The sequence below is a fragment of the Fundidesulfovibrio magnetotacticus genome, from assembly GCF_013019105.1.
GTDB lineage: Bacteria > Desulfobacterota > Desulfovibrionia > Desulfovibrionales > Desulfovibrionaceae > Fundidesulfovibrio > Fundidesulfovibrio magnetotacticus.
In genome coordinates, this window is sequence record NZ_BLTE01000001.1 from 530,546 (window position 1) to 556,248 (window position 25,703).

General features: G+C 67.7%; 23 protein-coding genes, 1 tRNA gene and 1 pseudogene. 7 read left to right on the top strand and 18 right to left on the bottom strand.

The genetic code is table 11. The features are described from left to right. Positions 1 to 310 precede the first annotated feature (310 nt). Positions 311 to 3,445, top strand: a complete 3,135-nt coding sequence (locus NNJEOMEG_RS02435; protein WP_217270463.1) for an AfsR/SARP family transcriptional regulator — start codon at positions 311 to 313, stop codon at positions 3,443 to 3,445. A gap of 34 nt (positions 3,446 to 3,479) precedes the next feature. Here the strand turns inward: NNJEOMEG_RS02435 and NNJEOMEG_RS20435 are convergent. The 3 genes and pseudogenes from NNJEOMEG_RS20435 to NNJEOMEG_RS02445 form a co-directional block, all read right to left on the bottom strand. After that, a pseudogene (locus NNJEOMEG_RS20435) lies at positions 3,480 to 3,805 on the bottom strand (IS481 family transposase); the annotation flags it as partial. A gap of 132 nt (positions 3,806 to 3,937) precedes the next feature. Beyond that, positions 3,938 to 4,966, bottom strand: a complete 1,029-nt coding sequence (locus tag NNJEOMEG_RS02440) for a radical SAM protein (protein WP_173080924.1) — start codon at positions 4,964 to 4,966, stop codon at positions 3,938 to 3,940. Between the two features lie 592 nt (positions 4,967 to 5,558). Further along, a tRNA-Lys gene (locus NNJEOMEG_RS02445) sits at positions 5,559 to 5,634 on the bottom strand. A gap of 216 nt (positions 5,635 to 5,850) precedes the next feature. On the opposite strand from NNJEOMEG_RS02445, the gene NNJEOMEG_RS02450 reads away from it, so the two are divergent. The 4 genes from NNJEOMEG_RS02450 (at position 5,851) to NNJEOMEG_RS02465 (ending at position 11,860) form a co-directional block, all read left to right on the top strand. Then, the gene (locus NNJEOMEG_RS02450; RefSeq protein WP_173080926.1) at positions 5,851 to 6,906 is read left to right on the top strand and encodes a PSP1 domain-containing protein; all 1,056 of its coding nucleotides are present in this window, start codon (positions 5,851 to 5,853) and stop codon (positions 6,904 to 6,906) included. A gap of 2 nt (positions 6,907 to 6,908) precedes the next feature. Further along, complete coding sequence (gene metG, locus NNJEOMEG_RS02455) at positions 6,909 to 8,852, top strand: methionine--tRNA ligase (RefSeq protein ID WP_173080928.1); 1,944 nt, start codon at positions 6,909 to 6,911, stop codon at positions 8,850 to 8,852. Between the two features lie 711 nt (positions 8,853 to 9,563). After that, positions 9,564 to 10,946: an MFS transporter gene (locus NNJEOMEG_RS02460; protein ID WP_173080930.1), complete on the top strand. Its 1,383-nt coding sequence runs from the start codon at positions 9,564 to 9,566 to the stop codon at positions 10,944 to 10,946. Beyond that, positions 10,943 to 11,860 carry a TolB family protein gene (locus NNJEOMEG_RS02465; protein WP_173080931.1) on the top strand — a complete coding sequence of 306 codons (918 nt, stop codon included), beginning with the start codon at positions 10,943 to 10,945 and terminating at the stop codon, positions 11,858 to 11,860. The genes NNJEOMEG_RS02460 and NNJEOMEG_RS02465 overlap by 4 nt, the downstream gene beginning before the upstream one ends. Positions 11,861 to 11,910: 50 nt before the next feature. Here NNJEOMEG_RS02465 and der read toward each other — a convergent pair whose 3' ends face one another. The 12 genes from der to gatB form a co-directional block, all read right to left on the bottom strand. Further along, positions 11,911 to 13,557: a ribosome biogenesis GTPase Der gene (gene der, locus NNJEOMEG_RS02470; protein ID WP_173080932.1), complete on the bottom strand. Its 1,647-nt coding sequence runs from the start codon at positions 13,555 to 13,557 to the stop codon at positions 11,911 to 11,913. Positions 13,558 to 13,639: 82 nt separating this feature from the next. Then, positions 13,640 to 13,825, bottom strand: a complete 186-nt coding sequence (locus NNJEOMEG_RS02475) for a hypothetical protein (RefSeq protein WP_173080933.1) — start codon at positions 13,823 to 13,825, stop codon at positions 13,640 to 13,642. Positions 13,826 to 13,846: 21 nt separating this feature from the next. Further along, the gene (locus tag NNJEOMEG_RS02480) at positions 13,847 to 14,398 is read right to left on the bottom strand and encodes a cysteine hydrolase family protein (RefSeq protein ID WP_173080934.1); all 552 of its coding nucleotides are present in this window, start codon (positions 14,396 to 14,398) and stop codon (positions 13,847 to 13,849) included. A 75-nt stretch (positions 14,399 to 14,473) separates the two neighbouring features. Then, positions 14,474 to 14,824: a cupin domain-containing protein gene (locus NNJEOMEG_RS02485; protein ID WP_173080935.1), complete on the bottom strand. Its 351-nt coding sequence runs from the start codon at positions 14,822 to 14,824 to the stop codon at positions 14,474 to 14,476. A 13-nt stretch (positions 14,825 to 14,837) separates the two neighbouring features. Further along, positions 14,838 to 15,482 carry a thiamine phosphate synthase gene (gene thiE, locus NNJEOMEG_RS02490; protein ID WP_173080936.1) on the bottom strand — a complete coding sequence of 215 codons (645 nt, stop codon included), beginning with the start codon at positions 15,480 to 15,482 and terminating at the stop codon, positions 14,838 to 14,840. Further along, positions 15,479 to 16,093 (bottom strand): sulfur carrier protein ThiS adenylyltransferase ThiF, encoded by a 615-nt coding sequence (thiF, locus tag NNJEOMEG_RS02495; protein WP_173080938.1) that lies wholly within the window; start codon positions 16,091 to 16,093, stop codon positions 15,479 to 15,481. Before thiF ends, thiE begins: the two co-directional genes overlap by 4 nt. A gap of 9 nt (positions 16,094 to 16,102) precedes the next feature. Then, positions 16,103 to 17,206: a 2-iminoacetate synthase ThiH gene (gene thiH, locus NNJEOMEG_RS02500; RefSeq protein ID WP_173080940.1), complete on the bottom strand. Its 1,104-nt coding sequence runs from the start codon at positions 17,204 to 17,206 to the stop codon at positions 16,103 to 16,105. 261 nt (positions 17,207 to 17,467) lie between these two features. Next, a complete protein-coding gene (locus tag NNJEOMEG_RS02505; RefSeq protein ID WP_173080942.1) occupies positions 17,468 to 18,238 on the bottom strand; it encodes a thiazole synthase in 771 nt (256 codons plus the stop codon). A gap of 4 nt (positions 18,239 to 18,242) precedes the next feature. After that, entirely contained in the window at positions 18,243 to 18,443 is a 201-nt protein-coding gene (thiS, locus tag NNJEOMEG_RS02510; RefSeq protein WP_173080944.1) for a sulfur carrier protein ThiS, read from the bottom strand. 35 nt (positions 18,444 to 18,478) lie between these two features. Then, entirely contained in the window at positions 18,479 to 19,081 is a 603-nt protein-coding gene (locus NNJEOMEG_RS02515; protein WP_173080946.1) for a toll/interleukin-1 receptor domain-containing protein, read from the bottom strand. A 240-nt stretch (positions 19,082 to 19,321) separates the two neighbouring features. Continuing rightward, complete coding sequence (gene mtnA, locus NNJEOMEG_RS02520; protein ID WP_173080949.1) at positions 19,322 to 20,365, bottom strand: S-methyl-5-thioribose-1-phosphate isomerase; 1,044 nt, start codon at positions 20,363 to 20,365, stop codon at positions 19,322 to 19,324. A 9-nt stretch (positions 20,366 to 20,374) separates the two neighbouring features. Next, a complete protein-coding gene (gene gatB, locus NNJEOMEG_RS02525) occupies positions 20,375 to 21,805 on the bottom strand; it encodes an Asp-tRNA(Asn)/Glu-tRNA(Gln) amidotransferase subunit GatB (RefSeq protein WP_173080951.1) in 1,431 nt (476 codons plus the stop codon). Between the two features lie 144 nt (positions 21,806 to 21,949). Between gatB and NNJEOMEG_RS02530 the strand changes: the two genes are divergently transcribed. Further along, entirely contained in the window at positions 21,950 to 22,198 is a 249-nt protein-coding gene (locus tag NNJEOMEG_RS02530) for a hypothetical protein (RefSeq protein WP_173080953.1), read from the top strand. A gap of 222 nt (positions 22,199 to 22,420) precedes the next feature. Further along, positions 22,421 to 23,098: a GNAT family N-acetyltransferase gene (locus NNJEOMEG_RS02535; RefSeq protein WP_173080955.1), complete on the top strand. Its 678-nt coding sequence runs from the start codon at positions 22,421 to 22,423 to the stop codon at positions 23,096 to 23,098. A gap of 80 nt (positions 23,099 to 23,178) precedes the next feature. Here NNJEOMEG_RS02535 and NNJEOMEG_RS02540 read toward each other — a convergent pair whose 3' ends face one another. From NNJEOMEG_RS02540 to NNJEOMEG_RS02550, 3 genes are all read right to left on the bottom strand, one after another. Next, entirely contained in the window at positions 23,179 to 23,670 is a 492-nt protein-coding gene (locus tag NNJEOMEG_RS02540) for a winged helix-turn-helix domain-containing protein (protein ID WP_173080957.1), read from the bottom strand. Positions 23,671 to 23,867: 197 nt separating this feature from the next. Beyond that, on the bottom strand, positions 23,868 to 24,776 hold the full coding sequence (locus tag NNJEOMEG_RS02545) for a formate dehydrogenase accessory protein FdhE (RefSeq protein ID WP_173080959.1): 909 nt from the start codon (positions 24,774 to 24,776) through the stop codon (positions 23,868 to 23,870). Between the two features lie 102 nt (positions 24,777 to 24,878). Further along, positions 24,879 to 25,610 (bottom strand): 4Fe-4S dicluster domain-containing protein, encoded by a 732-nt coding sequence (locus NNJEOMEG_RS02550; protein WP_173080961.1) that lies wholly within the window; start codon positions 25,608 to 25,610, stop codon positions 24,879 to 24,881. Between the last annotated feature and the right edge of the window lie 93 nt (positions 25,611 to 25,703).

Genomic DNA, 25,703 nt, shown 5'->3' on the forward strand with positions numbered 1-25,703 from the left:
CCTGACATTTTCCTTACTGCTGAACCGATGCCGACATGTGAGAGGCACTTGCACACAGGATGTTCCATTTCAGCATGTTAGATCGGATCAGCGTCCGCGCCCCGTGGTCGGCGGCACATCCCGCTCCCCTCCGTCAGCCGCCCGAAACAAAAGGAGCATTTGATCTTTCAAGCAGTTATCCGTATGCAGGACAATCATCGGCACGCCACCGCGTTAGGAGTCCGGCTTGCAGGTTCGCGCCGACAAGTTTTACCCTCACCAGGTCCACGCGCCCCGGTTGTTCCCCCGGGAACGGGTCGTCGAGGATTTCTTGCGCCGCATCGGCACGCGCCGCCCGGACATCGTGGTGGAGGCCCAGGCCGGGCAGGGCAAATCCACCCTCATCCGTCAGATTCTCGACCGGCTCGACACGGCCGCCGTCTGGTTCCAGGTGGACCCGGAAGACCGCGACCCCGCCGTGTTCCTGGCCGCCGTCCAGGCCTGCCTGGCGCGCAGCCTGCCCGCCTGCCCCGACACCGCTCCGGGTGGCCCGGGCAGCGGCGGCATGGCCTCCGCGGACCTGCCCCGGCGCATCGCCCCCCTGCTCCAGGCCCTCCGGAGCTGCCTGATCGGCGACGTCTACATGGTCTTCGACGACCTCCACCACCTGACAGGCCACCTCACGAGCCTTTTCATCCTGGAATACCTGCTCGCCAACGCCCCGCCCCAGCTACACTTCGTCCTCTCCTCGCGCGAGCCCCTGCCCTTCTCCGGCGCAAACGGCCAGGCCGCCGGGCGCTCCGCCGTGCACCTGGGCAACCACGACCTCTCCCTCGGCCTGGACGAGACCGCCGACCTGCTCCACCACGTCTTCGAGCTCACCCCTTCCCAGGACGCCGTGCGCGAGATCGTCGAGCGCACGGACGGCTGGATCATGGGCACGCTGCTCCTGGGGCTGCGCATGGCCAAGGGCAAGAAGCTGCCGGGCGACGACCCTGACGCGTCCCCGGGCGGCGGCATTCGGGACTACTTCCGGCGCAAGGTCTTCGCCCCCCTGGAGCCCGCTTTGCGCCGCCCGCTCATGGCCCTCTCCCTCCTGGAGGAAATCCCCGCGGCACTGGCCGTCGCCGTGGCCCGGCGGCCCGGGGTGGGCGGGGAACTGGACGAGCTGGCCCGTCGCAACCTCTTCGTGCGCCGTCTGGACCCGCAAGGCACTCTCTTCGGGCTCCACCACCTCTTCCGGGAATACCTGCGCGAAAAGGCCCGCGAAGAGCTGACCCCGGAGGAGATCCGGGACGTGCATCTCCAGGCCGGACGCCACTTCTTCGCCCAGGGCAACAACGCCCAGGCCCTGCGCCACCTGCTGGCGGCCGGGGACCACGCCGCCATGGAGGACGTGCTGCGCCGCCAGGGCCTGGCCATGCTCGCGGCCAACCAGACAGCCACCCTCGCGGACATCCTGGGCGGGATGCCGCCCGGGGCGCTCGCCCGCCACGGCTGGTGCGCCCTCTGCCTGGCCCTGGCCCACCTGGACTTCGCCCCCGCCCGGGCGCTCCCCCTGCTGCACGGCGCGCTCCGGGAACTGCGCGCGCGCGGCGACGAACTGGGCGAGCTGGTGTGTCTGGCCCACGTCATCTCCATCCACATCACCACCACCGGGCATTATCGCGAAGGCGAGGAATTCCTGGGCCGCGCCGAGGAGCTTTTCGGGCGCCACGCGCAGTCCCTGGACCCTTCAACCTTCATTCTGCTTTCGCGCAGCCTGGCCATGGGCCATTGCATCTTCCTGGCCGACTCCTACACGGCCACGCTCCACGCGGAGAGCGCCCTTGCCCTGGCCCGCGCGGAAAGCCTGGTGAACTGCGAAGCGGCGCTCCTCCTGGTCCGGGGCTATATTGAGATCTTCGCGGGCCGCCTGAGCCTTTCGCGGCCCTGGCTGGAGCGGGCGGCGGCCATGGTGCGCCGCCCGGAGGTGGGCACGTTCAACTGCATGGCCATCCGGATGATGCTCATCAACTTCCTGTTCCACGACGGAGATTTCGACAACTATTTCCGGCAGAAAGCCCAGCTCGTGGAAGACTACGGCGCGGACATGGTCTCGCAGTCCATCGTGGGGCCGTTCTGCCTGATCTGGGAGATGGACACGGCCATCACCAGGGGAGAGACCGAGGAGGCCCTCCACCTGGCCGCCCAGGCCGGACAGGCCCCGCTCAGCCCGCACCTGGCCAGCCAGATCCTCCAGCTCCAGGGGGTGGCCATGGCCCTGCAGGGACGCCACGCCGAGGCCCTGGATGCGTCCGACGAGGCCACGCGCCTGCGGCGCCGGGCAGGGGGGCTCTATTTCGCCTCGCTCAACCACACCCTCACCGGCCTGACCCTGGGCCTCTGCGGACGCCACGCCGAGGCTCTGGCGCGTCTGGACCAGGGCATCGTGGAGGCGCGCGCCATGCCCACGGCCTACCTGGAGTCCGGGGGGCTTCTGCACCGGAGCTTCGTCCGCCTGGAAACGGGCGACGAGGAAGGCGCGGCCGACGACGCGGCGTCCGCGCTCGGTCTCCTGCGCGCCAACGCCTACCGGCACTTCTGGGGCTGGACGCCCCGGGCGGCCAGGCGCGTGCTGGGTATGGCCGTGCGCCGGGGCATCCACGCGGGCTACGCCCGCGCCCTGGCGGCCAGGCAGCTCGACGAGGCGATCCTGGACGACGGCTCGACCCTGCCGCTGCTCAACTTCCAGACCCTGGGCGGCTTCGCCGTCCGGGCCGCGGGCAGGACCGTGCTGGTGGCCCAGGACTTCACGCCCGCACAACGCGAACTGCTCTGCCTGCTCCTGGCCTCGCCGGAGTTGCGCATGCCCCAGGACGTGGCCCAGTTGCACTTCTGGCCCGACAGCTCCCCGGGAGCGGCGAAGATCAAGTTCGACACCATGGTCTCGCGCCTGCGCAAGACCTTCTCGGGCGCGTTGCCGGGCATGGACGTGCAGCGCTACCTCAACCGGGACAAGGGGATCGTCTGGCTGGAACACTGCCGGGTGGACGCCCTGGAGTTCCAGGAGGCCGCGACGCAGGGCCTGGAGCATTCCAGACTCCGGGAGCACTGGCAGTCCGGCAACGCCTTCGCCAGGGCCGAAGCCTTCTGGAAAGGCGACTTCGCGCCGGGCGTAACGGGGGAGGACCGCACCCGGGCCTTCCGGGACGCCCTCGGCAAGGCCCTGGCCCGCATGGTGCTGGTGTGGGGGGGGCAGCTGGCCGACGCGGGGCGCACGCGCCATGCCCTGGAACTGGCGGAAAAGGCCCTGGCCGCCGACCCCCTGAGCGACGTGCTCTGGGGTCTGCTCTACCGCCTGCACGGGCGGGACTCGGCCCTTCAGGCGCGCCAGGCCCTCAACCGTTTCGTGAAGCTCCTGCGGGACGAAGGCTACCCCGAGGACGAGATCGCCCAGATGGCGGAGGCCATCGCCCGCCCCTGAGGGCGGACCGCGTAGAAGCGCCTCTCTTGCCGTGATGGGGGGGCAGCAGCCCATGTCGGCTCCAGACGCCGCGCACGCCTACGAGCATCAGGTGCTGGGCCACGCGCAACGGGCCGTGCGTGAGATGCGTCAGGCAGTAGTCCAGGATGGCCTTCTCCACGGCTTCGTCCACGCGGTTGGAGAGCGGGCCGCGCGGGCCAGGCATCCGGTCAAGAGCCACTCGGCGCCGAACGCCTGGGAATTCCGGCGAATCTCTTAGGGCTGCTGCCGGGAATAACCGGCAAGTTGGCAGGCCTTGCTCACGCTGCCAAGTTCCTTCGCCAACTCTAGCAAGGCCAGTTTCCTTCGTGCTACCTTCATCGCGGTGGTCCTGACGGTCTCCTCGGTTAGGGTTTGTGAAGTTTCGCAACTCCAGCGCTACCCCAGCCAGGACCGGCATGACCACTTCCTCTTTCGAGGAGGGACTGTCAGGTTATACCTATCTCACTTCACTCAAATAAAAGGCCTCACATAGTCTGAACCGAGACAGCAATGCTCACACTCCTTCAACACAGGAAAACTAGACACAAAATCAGACCTTAACGCCTTGAACACCCCACCATTCCATACATCAACATCTTTATATATATTGCCATAGCGTGGATTTGCTGGCGTGGCCAAACAACACGGAAAAAGATTGCCATGTCTATCGATAAATACGGCAATCGACGGCTGAGGGCAGTGCCTACGGGACACGGGAACCAGAGGCGACGGCAACGAAAGACTTATCTTCTTCCCATAGCGACGCTTAAGCTCCAAAAAATACTCAATGATATGCGAATCACCGTCTGTAATGATAGAGGAAATATCATCAGGAGACGGATCACCTCCCTGTTGCGGCAAAAAATTCTGAATAACTATGCTGTTCGCCTTCATATCCAGTGCAGAAACGATAACATCCTCAGCCTCCAAGTATGTCTCCCTGGTCACCCAGTGTGACAAACACACGGAAACCTTGGAATTCTTACTCCTAAGCAATTCCATGGCCTCAAACTGACGGCCCTTATGCTCATTATAAACACTAATCTGGATCGCATCCACCGGAGACTTTGCCAACTCATCTATTCGTTGGCCAATCAGAAGAGCGTTCGTCGGGAACATCGTCAACTTGCTGTCTCGATGCGCCATCCAAATCATTTCGAAAAGATCACGATGAACAAGTGGCTCACCGCCAACAAAAGACACTCTGACGGCATCCCTCGAAAAGTCAGACTTCAACAACCTATCAAAATCTGAAACCGTAAAATCCATATCCGCAAATTCGCGCGAATTAACACACCGGCTAAAACACTTCGCACACCTGATATTACACTTGAATGTCACAAAGACACCGACACTTACCGGGTTGTACCGCAGAACTTTTTGCCTGCATCCACAGACACAGTAATTATATGCAAATTTTGCGGCATTCACGACTTGAGACGGACGAGGCATACGACGCAAAATCTGCGAAGAAAGCTTAAGAGCTTCAACAAAATTCATCGCCACCCCTAATCACTAACACTATTGATTTGTTTTCTTTTATGGACCATACTCAAAAAATCGCAGCAAATCAATTGGATGACAGCCCGCGAGGCGCCCACTTGCACATTACGGCCTGCCCCGCTGTTATCGGATCATTGCAGCGGTCCAAGACTTCTCGGACAGGCACGCCGCTTGATTCAGACCGCACTGGCTACCTCCCGTCTGCTTTGTTCTGGCTTGTTCCAGCGTTCGGTAGCCGTGCCGTCCAATGCGCCACTGCCGACTGCAGATGTCTTTGAAGGCCAAGCGGGCGAGGCACAGATCCTCGACCGCCAGGAAACACCGCACCCCGAGCAGGTTTTTACTGAGGATGCGTACGACGCGTTCCGCGATGCCGACGCCTTCCGGCACGCTCCCTTCGGATTGGCTTGGGATTCCTGTCTTGCGCTCCTAGCGGTTTCCGGCGCGCCCTGTCCAGCCGGAACTTTCCGGCACGCCTGGACACTGTAAAGCCCCGCCGGGGAGGGCGCGCGGAACGTCGCGCACGCCATCGCTCGCGCAAAACCAAAGAAAAAGGGGTTACGGCTGCTTACCGTAACCCCTGTCTTTCTGGTGGGCCATGTAGGACTCGAACCTACAACCAACGGATTAAGAGTCCGCTGCTCTACCAATTGAGCTAATGACCCGTTTTGCGCTTCAGGAGTTGCCCCCCGTCGCGGAAGAAGGGGATTACGCGTTCAGCCCCACCTTGTCAATCAATCGTCAACAAATTTTCAGAAATTTCTCCGCCGCCCGCCCGTCGGTTCCCCATGCCCAGGGGGATTTGAAGTTCTCCCCGGCTTGGGCTATGGTTGCTTGTTCGACTCATCTTCAACCGCCCGCCGGGCGTTTCGGATATCGCCATGACTACCATTCTGGGACTCAGGTTCCGGGAGAACGGCCAGATATACTACTATTGCGCGCCCAACCAGGTGATTCTGGCCGGGCAGCATGTCCTGGTCAAGACCGATCAGGGACCGGCCATGGCACAGGTGGCCCTCCTGACCGAAAACCTCCCGCAGGACGTGGAGCCGACGGAGCTCAAGCCCATCCAGCGCCTCGCCGAACAGGAGGACCTCGTGCAGCACGAGGAGAACAGTCTCCTCGCCCGCGAAGCCATCCGTCACTGTCGGCGCTGCATCTCCCAGCGCAATCTCGACATGAAGCTCGTGGACGTGGAGATCCTCCTCGACCGCTCCAAGATGATCTTCTACTTCACCGCGCCGGGACGCATCGACTTCCGCGAGCTCGTCAAGGACCTCGTCAAGGCTTACCGCACCCGCATCGAGCTGCGCCAGATCGGCGTGCGCCACGAGACGCAGATGCTCGGCGCCATCGGCAACTGCGGGCAGATGTGCTGCTGCGCACGGTTCATCCGCAAGTTCCAGCCCGTCACCATCAAGATGGCCAAGGAACAGAACCTCTTCCTCAACCCCACAAAAATCTCCGGCATGTGCGGCAGGCTTCTCTGCTGCCTGGCCTACGAACAGTCCACCTACGAGGAATTCCAGCGCCGCTGCCCCAAGATCGGCAAGAAATACCAGACCAACCAGGGCCCCGTGAAAGTCCTGCGCTCCAACATCTTCCGCGAGACCATCTCCGTGTTCAACGAGCACGGCGAAGAGCGGGAACTCACCCTGGAGGAATGGAAGGCCATCGCGGGCGAAACCTGGACGCCCTACATTCCGCCGCAGCAGCAGCCGCAACAACGGCCCAGCGCGCCACCCAGGCCCAGGCCCGAACCGGAATCCGCCCCGGACCAGTCCGACACCGCCACCCACGGCGACGACGGCGAACTCGTGGCCGCCGGACTCCCCGACGACCCCTCCCAGCCCAGGCCCAAGCGCAAGCGCAAACGCAAGCCCAAGCCCAGACGACAGGACGCGCCCCAAGCACCGCACGCCGAACCCGGAGAATGACCGTGGAACGCTTCTACATCACAACGCCCATCTACTACGTGAACGCCAGGCCCCACCTGGGCCACGCCCACACCACCATCCTGGCCGACGCCATGGCCCGCTTCCACCGCGTCATGGGCCACGACGTGCGCTTCCTCACCGGCACGGACGAGCACGGCGACAAGATCGTCAAAGCCTCCAGCGCCGCCGGGCAGACCCCGCAGGCCTACTGCGACGCCATCAGCGCCCTCTTCAAGGATCTCTGGCCCCAGCTTGGCGTCGAGTACTCCCAGTTCATCCGCACCACGGACCCCGAGCACAAGCGGCTTGTCCAGAAGGCCCTGCAACAGGTCTATGACGCGGGCGATATCTACTTCGGAGAATACGGCGGGCACTACTGCTTCGGATGCGAACGTTTCTACACCGAGAAGGAGCTCGTGGACGGCCTCTGCCCGGACCACAAGATCAAGCCCGAATACATCGCGGAAAAGAACTACTTCTTCCGCATGGCCAAGTATCAGCAGTGGCTCCTGGACCACATCAAAGCCAACCCGGAATTCATCCGCCCCGAGCAGTATCGCAACGAGGTGGTGGCCCTCCTGGAGTCCGGCGCGCTCGAAGACCTCTGCATCTCCCGTCCCAAGTCCCGACTGGACTGGGGCGTGGAACTGCCCTTCGACAAGGACTACGTGGCCTACGTCTGGTTCGACGCGCTCCTCAACTACCTCACCGCCCTGGGCTGGCCCGACTCCAAAACCATGGCCGACTACTGGCCGCACACCAACCACCTGATCGCCAAGGACATCCTCAAGCCCCACGCCGTGTTCTGGCCCACCATGCTCAAGGCCATGGGCCTCGAACCCTACCAGCACCTCAACGTGCACGGCTACTGGCTCGTCAAGGACACCAAGATGTCCAAGTCCCTGGGCAACGTGGTGGAACCCCTGGCCCTCAAGGACAAATACGGCCTCTCCGGCTTCCGCTACTTCCTCCTGCGCGAGATGACCTTCGGCTACGACTCCTCCTTCTCCGAAGAGGCCCTCTGCGCCCGCTTCAACTCCGACCTCGCCAACGACCTGGGCAACCTCTTCAGCCGCTCCCTGGCCATGACCCACAAATACTTCGACGGACGCATCCCCCAGGCCGGACAGGGCGGACCCGACGAAGACGAACTGCGCTCCATGGCCAAGGAAGCCTGCCTCAACTTCCAGCGCCTCTTCGAACGCTTCCAGACCGCCAAGGCCCTCGACTCCCTCTGGGAACTCGTGCGCGGCCTCAACAAATACATCGACACCCAGGCCCCCTGGACCCTCTACAAGGAACAGAACCCCTCGCGCCTGGCCACCGTGATGGTCCACGTGCTCGAATGTCTGCGCAAGGTGGCCGCACACCTGCTCCCCGTCATGCCCGAAGCCGCCGCCGCCATGCTCGAACAACTGGGCTGCAACCCCGACCAAGCCGCCATCAACCTCCCCGTGGAAGCCGAAGGATGGGGCCAACTCACCCCCGGAACCCTCGTGGCCAAGGCCTCCAACCTCTTCCCGCGCATCGAGGCCCCCGCCGCCCTCGCGCCCGAAGCGGCCCCCAAAGCCAAAGCCCCCAAGCCCCAGCCCGCACCGGCAGCCCCCGCCGGCCCCAAGGAACCCATCGACTTCGAGGACTTCCAGAAGCTCGACCTGCGCGTCGCCACCGTGCTCGAAGCCACGCCCGTGCCCAAGGCCGACAAGCTCCTCCTCGTCAAACTCGACGCGGGCGATCCCGAACCCCGCCAGGTGGTCGCGGGAATCGCCGAGTTCTGGAAGCCCGAAGACCTCGTGGGACGCCAGGTCGTCGTGGTCGCCAACCTCAAACCCCGCAAACTGCGCGGCGTGGAATCCCAAGGCATGATCCTCGCCGTCAAACGCGAAGGCGGCCTGGAACTGCTGCGCCCTTCCGAGCCCGTCATCCCCGGCAGCGCCGTCTCCTGATCGCAACGCCCCCGAGCAGCCAGCACCAGCCGCCCCGGAGCCACCAGGCCCGGGGCGGTTTTTTATGGCGGACACGCAGGGACTGGCCGGGCATGCAGGCACGGGACTTCGCGACGGCGTAAGGTACGGCAGGGATGAGCGGCTAGGCAGTCGGGGAATATGCCTCCGGCGGCCAAAGGGCTACGCCCTTTGGAATCCCTTTCCGCTTCGCGGGCTTCACCGGAAGGTCTGTGTTGCCGGAGCCGGGCCTTTGCGCGGGGAGAGGCCCGGCTCCGGCTGGCAAGACCCTTGCGGCTGCGCCGCCTGTCGCGCGGGAATTCGCGCAAAGCCGCGAATCCCCGCTCGGGGGGCCGTGGCGCTTCGCGCCAGGGAATCGAGCAAGAATCAATTCTTGGATTTTAAGATGATAATTCCTTGTTCATCGTCGCTTGCGACGATGGCAGTCCGCCGGGATAAGCGCTGCTTTGAGCGCGTTCCCGGCGGGTGTCCCTGAAGCCCCTGGACAACGGCGGCCCAGCCGGGAGAAGAAAGCCCCACACCCCACTCCTGCCTTTGCCGGTGAAGCCCGCAAAGCAATTGCGGGGTCTGGGGGGATCATCCCCCCAGCGGGTCCAGGGCGGAGCCCTGGCGGGTGCAGGGCGGAACCCTGCCGGGTCCGGGCGGAGCCCGGCTGGGTGCCGGGCGGAGCCCTGGCAAGAGAATGGAGGCTGCATGGACGAAGTAGAGCGCCGGTCGTTGGAGGCGCAGGCTGCGGTTGGCCTGGCGTCGTTTCTCACGCCGTTCTTGTACGGGGCGTTGTCGGTGGCCATGCCGACGATGAGCGTGGCGTTCGGGTTCACGCCGCGCGAGATGGCCATGGTGATGATGGTGCATCTGCTGTTTTCCACGGCGTGCATGCTGTCGTTCGGGCGTTTGTCGGACTTCATCGGCCGCAAGGGCCTGTTCATGACCGGGAGCGTGCTGTTCACGGCGAGTTCGCTGCTTGGCGGGCTGGCGCAGGACGCCTGGACGTTGCTGGCGGCCAGGGCGGTGCAGGGCGTGGGCGACGCCATGACGTTCGGGGTGGCGGGTGCGATCCTGTTCGGGATCGTGCCGCCGGAGCGCACGGGCCGGGCGGTCGGTTTCAACGTGATGTTCGTGTTCGCGGGTTTGACGTTGGGGCCGCTGGTGGGTGGCGTGCTCACGTCGTGGTTGTCCTGGCGCGTGACCTTTTTCGTGTGCGCGGCGGCGGGCGTCGCGGCATGGTGGCTGATCCGCCAGGGCTACCGGGAGCGGCCGGGACGCGGCGCGGGGGCGATGCCGTGGGGCGACGCGGCGTGGTTCACGGCCTCGATGCTGGGGTTGATCTTCGGCGTGTCGACGCAGCCGTCGTGGCGCGGGGCGGCGTTGGCGACCGTTTCGGGATGGATGCTGGCGCGTTTTGCGCGGGGCCAGTCCGGGCGGTCGCATCCGCTGGTGGACGTGGACTACCTGGGGTGCAACCGGCCGTTCGCGTTGTCCAACATGGTGTCGGCGCTGGGGTACGCGGCGGCGTTCTCCACAAGTTTCCTGTTGAGCCTGCTCATGCAGACGGTGCTGGGGATGGCGGCGCACGACGCGGGTTTTCTGCTGCTGGTGCAGCCGCTGGTCCAGGCGCTGGCCTCGCCGCTGGCCGGGCGCGTGGCAGACCGGCTCTCGCCCGGTCGCGTGAGCGCGGCGGGGCTGATGGTGCTGGGTGCGGGCCTCCTGGTGGTGGCCTGGGAGGGAAGCGCGGCCACGGCGTGGTGGCTCGCCGGGGTGCAGGTGGTGCTGGGGCTCGGATTCGCGCTCTTCGTGTCGCCCAACTTCCAGGCTGTGATGTCCAACGCGGACGCAGGACACAAGGGGATGGCCTCGGGCCTGATGGCCACCATGCGCGGCCTGGGCATGTGCGCTTCCATGTCGGCCACGGGCCTGCTCTTAGCGTTGCTGGCAGGCGGCGCGGGGCAGGCGGTCCCGGTGGATGCTTTGCGGGCGTGCTTCGTGCTGTTCGGCGTGGTGGGGCTGGGCGCTGCGTGCCTTTCGTGGCATACGGGAGGCGTGGTGTCCACATGCGCGGAGGAGGCGGCGGAATGAAACGTAGGGCATTTCTGACGGCGCTGGGCGTCGCGACGCTGTGCGCGCGCGGCTGGGGCGAATCCTTGGCGGCGGCGACGGGCTGGCCCGTGGTTTACGAGCACAAGGGATCGGTGTTCCTGCTTCCCCCCGGGGGCGGCAAGGGAAGGCGGCTGGGTCGCGGCGGCCAGCCCACGCTCTCGCCGGGCGGGACGCGGGCGGCCTGGGTGGACGATGCGGGCGGCAAGCCCCGGGTGATGGTTTGCGAGACGGCCACGGGCGCGGCGAGCGCGCTGGCCGGACCGGAGGAGTTCCTGCTGTCGCCCCGGTTCTCGCCGGACGGCGCGCGCGTGGCGTGGCTGCGCCGGGGCAAGGGGGGCGACGCGCTGATGCTGGCGCGCCCGGGGCAGGCCCCGACGGAACTGGTGCGCGGCGGCAAAGGCGGGGCGAGCCTCTTCGAGCCTCTGTGGACTCCCGACGGCGCGCATGTGGTGACCCAGGACATGAAGGAGCTGACCTACTGGAGCCTGGACGGCAAGGCGGCGCGCAAGGTTCCTCTGGGGCAACTCACGGGATCGGGGACGAAGATGATCTCCAGCGCGGACCGTTTCGCGGTGCGCCCGGGGAATCCCGGCCAGATCGCGTTCAGCATGGCGGTGGAGGGCACGCCGCTGTTTCGGCGCAAGGTTCCGGACGTGAGTTCGTCGCTGTTCCTGCACGACGCGGGCACGGGAAAGACCCAGGCCCTGACGCCGCCGGAGCTGACGGCCTTCGCGCCCGCATGGACGCCGGACGGCCGGACGCTGGTGTTCTGCGGCTACACGGACGCCCAGGCTGGCGGAGAGTACCCTTTCAGGGTGTGGACGCTGGAGCCCGGCGGCAAGCCCGTGGAGCTTTGCCCGGGGGCCGACCCCATGCCGCCGTCGGGGGCGTGAGCCCGGTCGGATGAGCGCCGGGCGCTGCCCGGCGTCTCCCCCGCCCTCCCTTATCCCTTCTTAGTGCCGGGCCTGGGCGGGCGTTTGCGTCCCGTGCCGGACTTCTCGCCGGGGCGGGTGCTGGAGGGCTTCGACTTTCCCGCACCGGGCTTGCCCGCGCCGGAACGGGGCGCACGGGCCTTGGGAGCGCCAGTTCTCGAACCGGAAGGCTTCGGGCCTGCGGGCTTCGGGGAAGCAGGCCTGGACGAAGCGGTCTTCACCGGCCTGTCCTCGGTCTCCACAGACTTGGCCACCCTGTCCGATCCGGCCCGGGGCGAGCGCTTTTTGGGCGTGCCGGGCTTCTGGGGCGCGGGCCTGGGGCGCTGGATGATGTCGCCGTCCTCGTTGCGCTGGCGGCTGCCCCGGAACATGAGCTTGATGGGCGCGTGGCGGATGCCGAAGAGCTTGCGCAGCTGGTTTTCCAGATAGCGGGCGTAGCTGGCCTTGATACGCTCGGGATCGTTGACGAAAAAGACGAACGTGGCGGGCACGGTGTCGGTCTGGGTGAGGTAGTAGAACTTGGGGCGCTTGCCCTTCACCAGGGGGGCTTGGTGGCGCTCCACGGCCTCGCGCAGCAGGCGGTTGAGTTCGCCGGTGCCCACGCGGATGCGGCACTCCTCGCGAATGGCCCGGGCCGTGGGCAGCACGTCGCGCAGGCCCTTGCCCGTGAGCGCGGAGACGAACAGCACGGGAACGTGGGGGCAGATGCGCAACTCCTCGCTCATCTCCTGCTTCAGGGCCGCAAGGCCCTTGGCGTCCACCAGGTCCACCTTGTTCACGGCCACCATGAAGGGGACCTTCTCCTTGTCCAGGTAGGCGATGAGGCGCTTGTCCTGCATGGCCAGCCCGCCGGGGCCGTCCACGGCCAGGATGGTCACGTCGGCGCGCCGTCCGCTGCCCAGGGCCGTGAGGCTGGCGATGCGTTCCAGGGAGTCCTCGATCTTGGTGCGCCGCCGCACGCCCGCGGTGTCCACGAACACGGTGCGCCGTCCGTCCTTTTCGAAGGCCACGTCCACGGCGTCGCGGGTGGTGCCCGCCTCCTCGCTGACGATGAGGCGCGCGTCGCCCACCAGGGCGTTGATGATGGAACTCTTGCCCGCGTTGGGGCGGCCCAGGAGCGAGAGGGTCAGCTCGGTCTCGGGGCGGTCGGCCTCGTCCTCGAACTCGGGGAGGCGGGCGAGCATGTCGTCCACCAGGGTGCGCATGCCGAAGCCGTGCTCGGCGGAGACCGGGGCCAGGTCCAGGCCCAGGGAGTGGAAGTCGGCCGTGTAGAGGGCCTCCTTCTCGCCGCCGTCCACCTTGTTCACGGCCACCAGCACGGGCTTGCCGGACTGGCGCAGCAGGCCCGCCACGCGTTCGTCCTCGCTGGTGATGCCCTCGCGGCCGTCCACCACCAGGAGCACCAGGTCGGCGGCCTCCACGGCGCGCCGGGCCTGTTCGAGCACGTCGAGCTCCAGGCCCTGGGGGTCTTCAAGGGTGAGGCCGCCGGTGTCGATGAGGTTCACGGGCACCCCGGCAAGCACGGCCTCGCCGTCCAGGCGGTCGCGGGTGACGCCGGGGCGGTCGTGGGTGATGGCCTTGCGCTTGCGCAGCAGGCGGTTGAAGAGCGTGGACTTGCCCACGTTGGGGCGGCCGATGATGGCGATGGTGGCTGGCATGGCGTATCCGTAGCGTGTCCGGCCCGCGAAGGCTAGCGCCCTGGCCGGGAAAAGGGGGATGCGTGCGCGGTAGGGGCCTGCGTCACGCGGCGGGCTCGCCCCGGACGGACCCGCCGGGGCCGTCCGTTCCCGGAGCGTACTCCAGGGAGGGGGGTGATGCCCCAGGAATGCCCTCCCCGTCAACCTTTCCGGCCTGGGAAAGCGCCAGGCAGAGGCGGCGCAACTCCGACACCCGGCGCAGGCGCGCCGTGACGGCCCCGGGGGACATGTCAACCTCCGGCGTCACGGATCACTCCAGGGCCGAGGCCATGTCCTTCACGCCCACGATCTCGGCGTAGACCGCGCCCAGGGCGGCCAGGAAGGCGGCGTGCACCTTGCCCGCCTTCACCTCCTCGTGGCCGAACTCCAGGTCGCGCGTGGCGCAGGCGTCGGCCAGCACCAGGCACTGGTAGCCCAGGTCGAAGGCGGCGCGCACGGTGGCGTCCACGCACATGTGGGTCATCATGCCCGCGAAGGCCACGCGCTTCACGTCGGTCTGGTCCAGGATGTCCTGGAGCCCCGTGCCCCGGAAGGAGTTGGGGAAGTGCTTCACCACCACCTGCTCGCCCTCCGCGGGGAGCACATAATGGTGGAACGACACGCCCCGCGTGCCCGGCACGAAGAACGTGGCCCCGGAACGCGCGGAGAGATGCTGCACGTGGACCACGGGCCAGCCCTTTTCGCGGAACCAGCCCAGGGCGCGCCCGGCCTTGGCCGCCGCCGCTTCGGAGCCGGAAAGCTCCATGGCCCCGCCGGGGAAATAGTCCATCTGAATGTCGATGAGCACCAAGGCCGTTTTCATGGGGGTCCTTCCTGACTGGGGTTTGCGCGCCGCTCCCGGGTCGGCCCGGAAACGGCGTCCGTTGATCCTGCCGCGCTACATCTCCGGCGCGAAGGAAGGCACCAGGCAGACCACCACCAGGGGCGTGGTCCCGGTGTTCCTGATCTGATGCTCCTCGCCGCCGGGCATGTAGATCACGCTGCCGGGACGCACGGCGTTCCACGCGCCGTTGCCCAGCACTTCGCCCTCGCCCTGGTGGAAGAACATTTCGTGCTCCCAGTCGTGGGAATGCCTGGGCGTGTAGCCGCCGGGCTCGATCTCGAAAAGGCGCATGCAGAAGTGCCCGGCCCCGTCGTCCTTGCCGATGAGCACGCGGCCGGAGACGCCCTTGACCTTGTCGCTGTCGAAGGTCACGGCGTCCACCGCCGGGAAATGCTTGAGCTCCATGAACCTGCTCCTTCTAAGCCCGCAGCGCGGCCGCCAGCGAGCGGACCCGGGACTCCACGTCCTCGGCTCCCACGATCTCCGTGACCAGACAGACCATCCTGGCCCCGCAGGCGCGCACCTGGGCGATGTTGTGTTCCTTGACGCCCCCGATGGCCACGAAGGGCAGCTCGATCTTTTCCACCACGTAGCGCAGATAGTCCAGTCCCACGGGGTCGCAGACGTCCTTTTTGGTCTTGGTGGCGAAGATGGGCCCCACGCCGATGTAGTCCACCACGCCCGAGGACTGGGCCGCCCTGGCCTGGGACGGCCCATGCGTGGAGAGCCCCACGATGCGCTCCGGCCCCAGGAGCCTGCGCACCGCCGCGGGGGGGAGGTCCTCCTGGCCCACGTGGACGCCGTCGGCGTGGCACAGGAGCGCCAGGTCCACGTGGTCGTTGACGATGAACGTGGCCCCGTGGGCGCGGGTGAGTTCGCGCAGGGCCAGGCACTCTTCGAGCATGGCCCCGGCCTTCTTGTTCTTTTCGCGGTACTGGAGCACGCGCACGCCCGCCTTGAGGATGCTCTCGGCCACCTCCAGGTTGGAGCGGCCCAGGGAGTGCTCCTCCGAGAGGATGGCGTAGATGCCGCCCGCGAGGAAGTTCTTCATGGCTTCGATCATAGGGGTCTCCTCAGGGCGAAATCCAGGACGATGTCGGCCTGCTTGGCCGCCGCCAGGGTGACGCGGGGGGCCAGGGGCGGGCATTGGGCGGTGGCCTCGGAGGCGAAATCGCCCACGAGGTAGAAATCTTCGCGCACGCGGCGGGTGACGATGCGGTCCGACTCGCCGCAGCCCGCCAGCCCCGAGGCGGCCACCAGGAACACGCCCGTGCCCAGCAGGGCCTCCACGAGCATCTTCTTGGCCTGGGCGGCGTCGAAGGCTTCCACCACCACGTGGCGGTCCCGGAACAGTTCGCCGACGTTATCGGACGTAATGCGTTCCTGCACGGCCCGCACGGCGGCGTCTGGGTTGATGTCCAGGAGGTTCGCGCGCAGGGCCTGCACCTTGGGCATGCCCACCTGGCGTGCGAAGAAGAACTGACGGTTCAGGTTGCTGTGCTCCACCGTGTCGTGGTCCACGACCACCAGGTCCTCGAAGCCGGAGCGCACGAGCATCTGGGCGCAGTTGGAGCCAAGCCCCCCCGCTCCGGCCACGCCCACGCGCACGGCGCGCACGCGCACGAGCTCCTCCGGGGAAAGGTACCTGGCGATGCCCTGGCGGAAGGCGTTCATGGCCGCCTTCTACAGGTACTGCCAGTCCTTGTACACCGGCTGGTAGCCCCGCTGGTAGAGCGCCTGGGCCATCTCGTCCACGCTGCGGGGGTCGGAGATCTCGAACTGGCCTGTAGCGTGCTGGCCGGAGGCGCGCCCGCCCACCTGGGTGCAGACGCCAGCGCTCATGCGCGTGACGCCAAGGCCCAGCAGGTTGTCGCGCAGCCCCGGGCGCTCCCGGGTGGAGAGCGTCACGCCGCCGCGCGGCATGAAGAGCCGGAACGCCAGGATGTATTGCACCAGCTCGGCGTCGGAGACGATCTCGCGCGGGGGGAAGCCCCCGGCGTGGGGGCGCATGCGCGGCGGCGAGACGGCCACCTCGGCGTCCGGGTAGGCGCGCTGGAGCCAGTCGGCGTGCAGGCCCGTGAAGAAGGCCTCGGTGCGCCAGCTGTTGAGCCCCAGGAGCGCCCCGATGTTCAACTGGCGCATGCCCGCGCGGCCCGCTCGGTCCGGGGCTTCCAGGCGGAAGCGGTAGTCGCGCTTGGGGCCTTTGGGGTGCAGCTCGGCGTAGACCGTTTCGTCGTAGACCTCCTGGAACATGGTCATGCCGTCGGCCCCGGCCTCGATCAGCAGGGCGTACTCCTCCTGCGTGAGGGGGTAGACCTCGATGGCGATGGAGGTGAAGTAGCGCTTGAGCACGCGGATGCAGTCCGCCATGTAGGCGGGGGGCGTCTGCTTGCGGTCCTCGCCGGTGAGGATGAGGATGTGCTTGAGCCCGGTGGCCGCGATGGCCAGGGCCTCGGCCTCCACCTCTTCGAGGGTGAGCTTGCGCCGCTCGATCCTGTTCTTGGTGTTGAAGCCGCAGTAGACGCACTGGTTGGTGCAGTGGTTGGCCAGGTAGAGGGGCGTGAACAGCACCATGGCCCGGCCGAAGTGGCGGATGGTCAGGTCCCGGGCCTTCTGGGCCATGGGCTCCAGGTGGCGCGCGGCCGCCGGGGAGAGCAGCGCCAGGTAGTCCTGGGGCGTGAGGCGCTCCTTCTGGAGGGCGCGGGCCACGTGGGCGTCGGTGACGCCAGCCAGGAACCCGGGGAAGTCGAAGCCGTCGTAGCGGCGCAGTTCGTCGAAGATGGTCATGCAAACTTCCTGTGATGCTTCAAGGATTGGACCTTCCGCAGTCCATGGGACTCTCCCGGAGCGCGTCGCCGCCGACCGATCAGAAGACGGTCGGCGGCGACGCCCGCGAGGGGGGACCGCCAGGACAGACCATCACCCCTGCGAGGGGTGATACCCGCGAAGCCATTGCGGGGTCTGGGGGGATCATCCCCCCAGCGGGTGCAGGGCAGCACCCTGCCGGGTCCAGGGCAGAGCCCTGGCCGCCGGAGGCTCTTGCCTCCGTTACTCGTGCAAGAATCCAGTAAGCGGCGACGAGGCCCTGGCCTGCTCGCTCACCGCGCCTGGTCCGGCCAGCCAGGCGGCGCGCCCGGCGGCCACGGCCTGGGCGAAGGCGCGGGCCATGCCCACGGGGTCGGCGGCGGTGGCGATGGCAGTGTTGGCCAGCACCGCGGCCGCGCCCAGCTCCATGCACTCGCAGGCCTCGGAGGGTTTGCCGATGCCCGCGTCCACGATGACGGGCACGTCGAGTTCGTCGATCATGATGGCCACGAGTTCGCGGGTGCGGAAGCCCCGGTTGGTGCCGATGGGCGCGCCAAGGGGCATCACGGCGGCGGCGCCGGCCTCCGCCATGCGCTTGGCGGCCATGAGGTCCGGGCTCATGTAGGGCAGCACGATGAAGCCCTCGGCGGCCAGGATGCGGGTGGCCTCGATGGTCTCCTGGTTGTCGGGCAGGAGGTGGCGGTTGTCGCTGATCACCTCGATCTTGATCCAGTCGCCGCAACCGGCGGCGCGGGCCAGGCGGGCGATGCGCACGGCCTCCTGGGCGTTGCGCGCCCCGGAGGTGTTGGGCATGAGGCGGCAGGACCTGGGGATGTGCGAGAGGATGTTCTCGCTGCCCGCGCCGGGGTCCACGCGGCGCACGGCCACGGTGATCACCTGCGCGCCGCTGGCCTCCACGATGGCCGGGATGATGGCGTTGGACGAATACTTTCCTGAGCCGAGGAACAGGCGGCTTTCGAGCGCCACGCCCCCGATGACGAGCTGGTCGGCCATGGGATCAACCTCCTCCCACGAAGGAGACGATCTCCAGGCGGTCGCCCTCCTTGAGGGCCATGTCCTGCCAGTGCTCCCGGGGTATGATGCGTTCGTTGAGTTCCACCACCACGGCCGAGAGGTCCGCGCCGTAGGCGGCCAGGAGGGCCTCCACGGTGAGGCCCTCGGGGTGGGCGGCGTCTTGTCCGTTGATGCGAAGGTTCATGGTAGGGTGCTTGGCCCGGGCGCGCCGGGCCGCGTTCAGGCGTTGTCGAGAATCTTTTTGAGGCCCTTGTCCAGGCGTTCGTAGCCGTCTTCGGCGCGCAGGTCGGCCACCTGGACGGCCTGGAGCTGCTCGGGGGCGGGGGTGTCGTCCAGGAGCGCGGGGATCACGGGGCTCAGGCACTCGTCGCGGCGGGAGGCCTTGCCCAGGGCGGCCTCCAGCTGTCGGGCCAGGAAGGGGTCGGCCAGGTCCAGGTTCTGGGAGACCAGCAGCAGCGCCACGGGGCATCCTTCCAGGCCCTGCATCACCGAGAGCTCCACCTTCTGGCCGGGCATGATCTCCTCGGGGGCGAACCAGGGCACGTAGCCCAGCTGGCGCAGCTTGACCACGATCTCGGCGGCGCGCTCCTGGTCGGCCTCGTGATGGATCAGGAACACCTTGCGCCCGGCGCGGCTCTTGCCGGAGCGCGTGAGGGCGGCGGCCAGGGCGGCGGCGAGCACCACGCCCACGGCCACAAGGGGCAGCGCGGGGAACTCCCCGGAGCGCAGCTCCCGGGCGAAGGCCACGTAGGCCACCACGAGCGCCACGAGTGCGTAGAGAAGAAACCGTACGAACATGGACACCAACGATTGCATGCGCATGGCAGACTCCCGGCCGATCCGTCCTGGGTTCATCCGAGGGGAACGCCTGCCTCAGCCGACCTGTCCCGGACAGGTGCGCGTACCGTGTCGCGGCCTCCCGCGGCCCCGGACGCCGGGGCGTCCGGCAGGGCGGGCGCGCCGGAGGGCGCTTGTCCCCTCCGGCGCCGCGCGACCCGGCGGCCGCCGCTTCGAGACCCGGAGCGCCCGCGCGCTCACGAGAGCCCCTGGCGCGCCCGCGCTCTATTTGCCCCCGATGATCCGGGCGATGTTCTCCACGTAGGGCGCACGGATGACCCCGCGCTCGGTGACGATGCCCGCGATGAGCTCGGCGGGGGTCACGTCGAAGGCGTAGTTGAACACGCCAACGCCCTGGGGGGTGATCTGGTGCTCGCCCACGTGGGTTACCTCGCGGGGGGTGCGGTCCTCGATGGGGATGCCCGCGCCCGTGGGGGTGGAGAGGTCGAAGGTGGAGGCCGGGGCCGCCACGTAGAAGGGCACGCCGAAGTGCCTGGCCAGAATGGCCACGCCGAAGGTGCCGATCTTGTTGGCGGCGTCGCCGTTGGCGGCGATGCGGTCCGCGCCCACCACCACTTTCTGGACCATGCCGCGCTGCATGAGCAGGGCGCAGGCGTTGTCGCAGGCCACCTTCACGGGGATGCCGTCCTTGTGCAATTCGTAGGCTGTGAGGCGCGCGCCCTGAAGGAAGGGGCGGGTCTCGTTGGCGATCACCTGGATCTTCTTGCCCTGCTCCCAGGCCCCGCGGATGACGCCCAGGGCGGTGCCGTGCCCGGCGGTGGCCAGGGCCCCGGCGTTGCAGTGGGTCATCACGGTGTCGCCGTCGTCGATGAGGTCGGCCCCGTGGCGGCCCATGGCCTTGTTGATCTCGATGTCCTCGGCGTGCACCTCACGGGCCATTTCCAGCCACTTGGCGCGCAGGGCTTCGAGGTTCAGGTCCGGAAGGGCGTGCCAGGCCTTGCGCATGAGTTCCACGGCCCAGCGCAGGTTCACGGCGGTGGGGCGGGCCTCCTCCAGGTCCTTGAGGAGCTTTTCCAGGCGGGCCTTCCACTGGGCGTCGGCGGGGTCCACCTCGCGGGAGGCCAGGTAGCAGCCGTAGGCGGCCGTGACGCCGATGGCCGGCGCGCCGCGCACCACCATGGTCTGGAGGGCGTAGATGGTGTCCTGGGTGTTGCGGCAGACGAAGTATTCCTCGCGCCCGGGCAGGATGCGCTGGTCGAGGAGCACCAGGGCCTCCTGGTCGGGCGAGAACTGGATGTGATCGGTCATTGCGTGGTCCTAGCTCAGCTTTTTGGCCAAGAGTTCGTTGACCAGTCCGGGGTTGGCCTGCCCCCGGGTGGCCTTCATCACCTGGCCCACGAAGAAGCCCATGAGCTTGGTCTTGCCGCCCCGGAAGGCCTCGGCCTCGGCGGGGTTGGCGGCGATCACGGCGTCGATTGCGGCTTCCAGGGCCGAGGTGTCGGAGATCTGCACGAGGCCCTTGGCCTTCACCAGGGCCTCGGGGTCGCCGCCCTGGGCGAAGAGCTCGGGGAATATCTGCTTGGCGATCTTGCCGGAGATGAGCCCGGAATCGATGACGGCCACCAGCTTCGCCAGGTCCGCCGGGCGCAGCCTGGCGGCTTTCGCGGAGATTTTCGCTTCGGCCAGCTCGCGCAGGAACTCGCTCATGATCCAGTTGGCGCTCTTTTTCGGGTCGCCCCCGGCCGCGACGCAGGCCTCGAAGTATTCGGCCACGTCGCGCTCGGCGGTGAGCACGTCGGCGTCGTAGGCGGAGAGGCCGAAGTCCTCCATGAAGCGGGCGCGCTTGGCTCGGGGCAGTTCGGGCAGTTCGGCCCGCCAGCGCTCGAGCTTTTCGGGCGCGATGCGCAGGGGAACGAGGTCCGGGTCCGGGAAGTAGCGGTAGTCGTGGGCCTCCTCCTTGCCGCGCATGGAGACCGTGACGTTCTTCTCGGGGTTGTAGAGCCGGGTCTCCTGGACGATGGGCTCGCCGTCCTCCAGGCAGTCCTTCTGGCGCTGGATCTCGTAGTCGATGGCCTGGCGCACGTGGCGGAAGGAGTTCACGTTCTTGATCTCCGTGCGCGTGCCGAACTCCTTCTGGCCCACCGGGCGGATGGAGATGTTGGCGTCGCAGCGGAAGGAGCCCTCCTCCATGTTGCCGTCGCAGATGCCCAGGTAGACCAGGATGGAGCGCAGCTCCTTCAAGTAGGCCACGGCCTCCTCGGAGGAGCGCATGTCGGGCTCGGAGACGATCTCGATCAGGGGCACGCAGGCGCGGTTCAGGTCCACGTAGCTGGCGTTGTCGGCCTGCGAGTGGATGTTCTTGCCCGCGTCCTCCTCCATGTGGATGCGCGTGACGCCGATGGTCTTGGGCACGGCGTCCACCAGGATGTCCACGCGTCCGCGCTCGCAGACGGGGTTCTCGTACTGGGAGATCTGGTAGCCCTTGGGGAGGTCCGGGTAGAAGTAGTTCTTGCGGGCGAACACCGAGACGGGGTTCACGGCGCATTCCACGGCCATGCCCATCTTGGCCGCGTACTCCACGGCCGTGGCGTTGAGCACCGGGAGCACCCCGGGCATCCCCGCGCAGACGGGGCAGACGTTCTCGTTGGGGTCTTGTCCGAAGGCCGTGGAGCAGGCGCAGAAGATCTTGCTGCGCGTGAGCAGCTGGGCGTGCACCTCAAGGCCGATGACCGCCTCGTACTGGGGCATGGATGAAGGCTCCTGGAAGAATTGGCGGGTCCGCCGGGGCTTGGTCTTACCCCCCGGCGATGGCCGGGTCAATGGTCGGGGCGTTGACTTGCCCGGCGCTTTGTGGTGCAAGATATCCTAGGCCCAAACCCACAGGAGGCAACCATGCGCCCCATAAGCCTGGCTTTCCTGCTTTTCGCCGTCACGCTGCTGGCAGGCTGCTACGAGACCGGTCCTGGTTCTTACGGGGGCTACTCCAACAACGCCTACCAGCAGAACAAGCGCCAAGAGGTGAACTGCAACAACAACTGGCAGAACTGCGTGGCCGTCTGCAACACCATCGCCAACGCGAACCAGAGGGCCGTGTGCGTGGCCAACTGCAACAACGCCCTCAACCAGTGCAAGAGCCGCTGACGCCGAACGTTCCTGAACGAAGCTCCCTATGAAACCGCGCGCGGCCTGCGTTCCGGCCGCGCCCGGCGGAACGCGCCGCACGCCCCGGGCGTTGCCCTGCCCCCGCGTGCGGGCTTCGCGCCGCCCGTGCGCTCCCGGCCCTGCCGGGGCCACACGCCCGCCGACCCGGAAGACGCGCGCGCCCGCCATTGCCCGTTCCATCCCGCCGTGGTAGGGATTGCCATGCCCGTCGACAACACAGAACCCCTCTCAGTCTACCGGGCAGGCCCCGGCTACGACAACTGCCTCGCGGACATGGCCCTGCGCGCCGCGCGCGGGCACCGCAAGCGCGGCCTGCTGGACCATCTCCTGGGCCTGGACCCGCACCGGACCCAGCGCGTGCTGGCCCTCCTGGCCCGCGATCCCCGGCAGCACGCCGGGCGCTACGAGCACACCTTCGTGGCCCTGGTGGACGGCGTCTGCTCCGGCACGGCCACCGCGCGCACGGACCTGCCAGGCGGCTACCAGCCTCTCTCTCCCGACGCCCTGGCCGACGCTTTCGCCCGCCGAGGGCTCACCGAGGTCCAGGCCAGGGCCGCCCTGGACCGCCAGGCCGACTACCTGCGCCTGCTCCCCCTTGCGGGTGAACCCTTCGGACCCGACACGTGGCGCGTGCAGTACGTGGCCGCGCGCCCGGAGAACCGCGCCGGGGGCGTGGCCCGGGGGCTGCTCCGGCGCGTGGAGGCCGAAGCCCGGTCGGCCGGGATCGCCCGGCTCGGAGCCGTATGCCAGACGGGCAATGTCCGGGCGCTGCGCCTTTTCGCGGCCATGGGCTACGAGGCCGAACGGGAGAGAGCCTACCCGCCGGAACTGGCCCACCTGGGCGAGGGGATCGTGGTGTTGGTCAAGCGTCTGGACTGAAGGGGACGCCGAACCAGCGACGCGAAGGCCCGCGACGCTAGCTCCCGGAGGGGCGTCCGGGGCTGGAGAGGCTCAAGGCCTCAGGATTCGGGATCGCCTTCGGATTCGTCGTCTTCGCGCGGGGCGGGAGCGAAGCCCGCCCGCCGGGCCTCCGCGAAGCTCAGGCAGGCCCAGGGGAAGATCTCCCGGGCCTTTTCCACGGCCGAGTTCTCCACGGCGTCGAACCACTGCCCGAACTTCTCCATGAGCAGCCTGCCCGCCGGGGTGAGCCTGTGGCCGCCCTTGCGGCTGCCCGCCTGCTCGATAAGCTGCACGCCCAGCACCTTCTCGGTGCGCCGCATCTTGCCCCAGGCCGCGCGGTAGGACATGCCCAGCGACTCGGCCGCCTTCTTGAGCGAGCCCGTGCGCGCCACGGCCTCCAGGAGCATGCCCCGGCCGGAGCCGAAGAACATGCCGTCCCCGGTTTCAAGCCAGAGACGCAGGCGCACCACGGGAGGGCGAACGTCCGCGAGGCCGCTTTGGGAGGAGGGTTGCGCGGCCGGTTCGCCGGAGCTGACGTTGGGGTCCTTCATGTCGGAAAAGGGGCGTAGCACAGAGCGGACCGGCCGAACAACCCCCGGGGGGCATCCTCATGGGGTGGCACGGACCGGCGCGGAACGCCGCCGGGGCCGCCCCGTGGGGGAGGACGGCCCCGGCCTTGTCCCGGGAGGTCGGCAATCAAGCGGGAAATACGAAGGGGAAGACGCGGCGCGTGGCCGGACTTCGTCGGCTAGCCCAGCAATCCGCTCCAGGGATGCCGGGCCATGGGAACGAATCCCTCCTGCACGGCGCGGCTCTCCAGGGCGCTCATGCCCAGGGCGGCCACGTCCGGGTCCGGCGCGGCGGCCAGTTCCCCGGCATCGAGGCAAAGCACGAACGACTTGCAGCGCTTGCAGGCGTCCACGCGTTCGTACGGCCTGGCCGCATCGCGCAGCACCGCCAGCTCTTCGGGCTCCTCGCAGCAGCAGACGGGGCAGGAGACGCGCTTGTAGGTCCACTCCACGGAGCAGCGCGAGCAGCGCAGGTAGCGGCGGCCGCCGTGGGCCTGGATGTATTCGGAAGGATCGAACGAGCGCCGCATCACGCTCATGTTCGGCGCGCCGCCGCACACGGGGCAGCAGGCGTGCCGCCAGGGGAGGTCCTTCACCAGGGGCAGCAGGTCCTGCGCCTGGCGCTCCACGAAGGGCCGCACCAGTTCCGAACCCGCGAAGAGAAGAACCCGGGAGTCGATGCCCGGGATGTCCCTGGGCTCTCCGAACCCGGCGGCGACCAGCTCGCCCGGAGCCACGGCACCGGATTCGAGGCCGGAGGCCAGGGCGTCCAGCGCGGGGGTCAGGGAGGGGAAGCAGCGGGCCATCACGGGCAGCAGGCTGGAAGCGGCCTGGACCAGCTGGGGGCTCATGTCCTGGAATCCGGAGTCCGCGAGAAGGAACGCGCCCTGGGAGAACCTGTCGGGATCGATGGGAGGCGGGGGCACGGTCCAGCCCGGCGCTGCTTCGCGCAGCCGCGCACGCTCGACCAGCAGCGGGCCGAACGATTCGAGCAGGCCTGCCATGGCGGGGACCTGCTCCAGCGCCCGGGCAAGATCCGCCTCGATGGCTTGTGGTGAGGAAAAAACGGTCTGGGAACAGATCTGCATGCGCGGAGCTCCTTGCCTGACGATGCCTGATGCGATGAAGCGGCGGGCCGCCCGGCGGGATGCGCCCGGGCGGCCCTTAACATGGTGCGACCTGCCGCCGGCCTAGCCCTGCAGGCTGTCGAACAGCTTGCGCAGGGGGGCGACGGCCCCGGCGAGCATGTCCTTGCGGGACATGCGGGGGTCGGCATCCGAGGCGTCGGCCACGGCGAACTTGTGGTACTTGGCGGGCGTGTCGGCCACCAGGTAGATCACCGAAACGTCGTCCTTGTTCAAAAGCGACGCCTTGGGGAACTCCTTCTTCACGGCCTCCAGGCGCTCGCCGGCCTGTTTGAGGATGTCCGCGCGCTCACCGAAGGACATGGCCCCCATGGCGCAGCTTTTCACGCACATGGGCAGCAGGTTGGCCTGCACGCGGTCGATGCACATGTCGCATTTGACGATCTGCTTGGTCTTGGGGTCCTGCCGGGGGATGTCGTAGGGGCAGGAATCCTTGATGGTCTTGAAGTCTTCCTTGGCGGTCTTCTCGGTGTAGAGGATGGCCCCGGTGGCCTTGTCCTGGACGATGGCCCCTTCCACCGTGGAGACGTTCTTGCACGGCGCGTCCACGCAGTGGCGGCAGGCGTCGGGGAAGAAGTACCACTGGACGGTGTCGCCATCCAGGTGCTCGCTGAAGCGCACCAGTTTGAAGTTGTATTGGGTCAGGTCGGGCGGGTTCTGGTGGGAGCCCTGCTGCTTGGTGGGCACGGCGGGGAAGTTCTTCCACTCCTTGCAGCCCACCTGGCAGCCCCGGCAGGCGGTGCAGCGCGTGGTGTCTATGAGGATTGCCTTGGGCATGGTCTCGCTCCTTGTCGTCTTCGGGAGAGCCTTCGGTCTGTGACCGGCCTCGTTGTCGAACGGGCGGGCGCGCGCTGTTTCGCGGGGCGCGCC

What these genes read in the sequence shown, in the direction of transcription:
- NNJEOMEG_RS02440 (WP_173080924.1), bottom strand. Translation starts at nt 4,966, where the DNA reads ATGAATTTTGTTGAAGCTCTTAAGCTTTCTTCGCAGATTTTGCGTCGT.
- NNJEOMEG_RS02450 (WP_173080926.1), top strand. Translation starts at nt 5,851, where the DNA reads ATGACTACCATTCTGGGACTCAGGTTCCGGGAGAACGGCCAGATATAC.
- NNJEOMEG_RS02460 (WP_173080930.1), top strand. Translation starts at nt 9,564, where the DNA reads ATGGACGAAGTAGAGCGCCGGTCGTTGGAGGCGCAGGCTGCGGTTGGC.
- NNJEOMEG_RS02465 (WP_173080931.1), top strand. Translation starts at nt 10,943, where the DNA reads ATGAAACGTAGGGCATTTCTGACGGCGCTGGGCGTCGCGACGCTGTGC.
- der (WP_173080932.1), bottom strand. Translation starts at nt 13,557, where the DNA reads ATGCCAGCCACCATCGCCATCATCGGCCGCCCCAACGTGGGCAAGTCC.
- NNJEOMEG_RS02475 (WP_173080933.1), bottom strand. Translation starts at nt 13,825, where the DNA reads ATGTCCCCCGGGGCCGTCACGGCGCGCCTGCGCCGGGTGTCGGAGTTG.
- NNJEOMEG_RS02480 (WP_173080934.1), bottom strand. Translation starts at nt 14,398, where the DNA reads ATGAAAACGGCCTTGGTGCTCATCGACATTCAGATGGACTATTTCCCC.
- NNJEOMEG_RS02485 (WP_173080935.1), bottom strand. Translation starts at nt 14,824, where the DNA reads ATGGAGCTCAAGCATTTCCCGGCGGTGGACGCCGTGACCTTCGACAGC.
- thiE (WP_173080936.1), bottom strand. Translation starts at nt 15,482, where the DNA reads ATGATCGAAGCCATGAAGAACTTCCTCGCGGGCGGCATCTACGCCATC.
- thiF (WP_173080938.1), bottom strand. Translation starts at nt 16,093, where the DNA reads ATGAACGCCTTCCGCCAGGGCATCGCCAGGTACCTTTCCCCGGAGGAG.
- thiH (WP_173080940.1), bottom strand. Translation starts at nt 17,206, where the DNA reads ATGACCATCTTCGACGAACTGCGCCGCTACGACGGCTTCGACTTCCCC.
- NNJEOMEG_RS02505 (WP_173080942.1), bottom strand. Translation starts at nt 18,238, where the DNA reads ATGGCCGACCAGCTCGTCATCGGGGGCGTGGCGCTCGAAAGCCGCCTG.
- thiS (WP_173080944.1), bottom strand. Translation starts at nt 18,443, where the DNA reads ATGAACCTTCGCATCAACGGACAAGACGCCGCCCACCCCGAGGGCCTC.
- NNJEOMEG_RS02515 (WP_173080946.1), bottom strand. Translation starts at nt 19,081, where the DNA reads ATGCGCATGCAATCGTTGGTGTCCATGTTCGTACGGTTTCTTCTCTAC.
- mtnA (WP_173080949.1), bottom strand. Translation starts at nt 20,365, where the DNA reads ATGACCGATCACATCCAGTTCTCGCCCGACCAGGAGGCCCTGGTGCTC.
- gatB (WP_173080951.1), bottom strand. Translation starts at nt 21,805, where the DNA reads ATGCCCCAGTACGAGGCGGTCATCGGCCTTGAGGTGCACGCCCAGCTG.
- NNJEOMEG_RS02530 (WP_173080953.1), top strand. Translation starts at nt 21,950, where the DNA reads ATGCGCCCCATAAGCCTGGCTTTCCTGCTTTTCGCCGTCACGCTGCTG.
- NNJEOMEG_RS02535 (WP_173080955.1), top strand. Translation starts at nt 22,421, where the DNA reads ATGCCCGTCGACAACACAGAACCCCTCTCAGTCTACCGGGCAGGCCCC.
- NNJEOMEG_RS02540 (WP_173080957.1), bottom strand. Translation starts at nt 23,670, where the DNA reads ATGAAGGACCCCAACGTCAGCTCCGGCGAACCGGCCGCGCAACCCTCC.
- NNJEOMEG_RS02545 (WP_173080959.1), bottom strand. Translation starts at nt 24,776, where the DNA reads ATGCAGATCTGTTCCCAGACCGTTTTTTCCTCACCACAAGCCATCGAG.
- NNJEOMEG_RS02550 (WP_173080961.1), bottom strand. Translation starts at nt 25,610, where the DNA reads ATGCCCAAGGCAATCCTCATAGACACCACGCGCTGCACCGCCTGCCGG.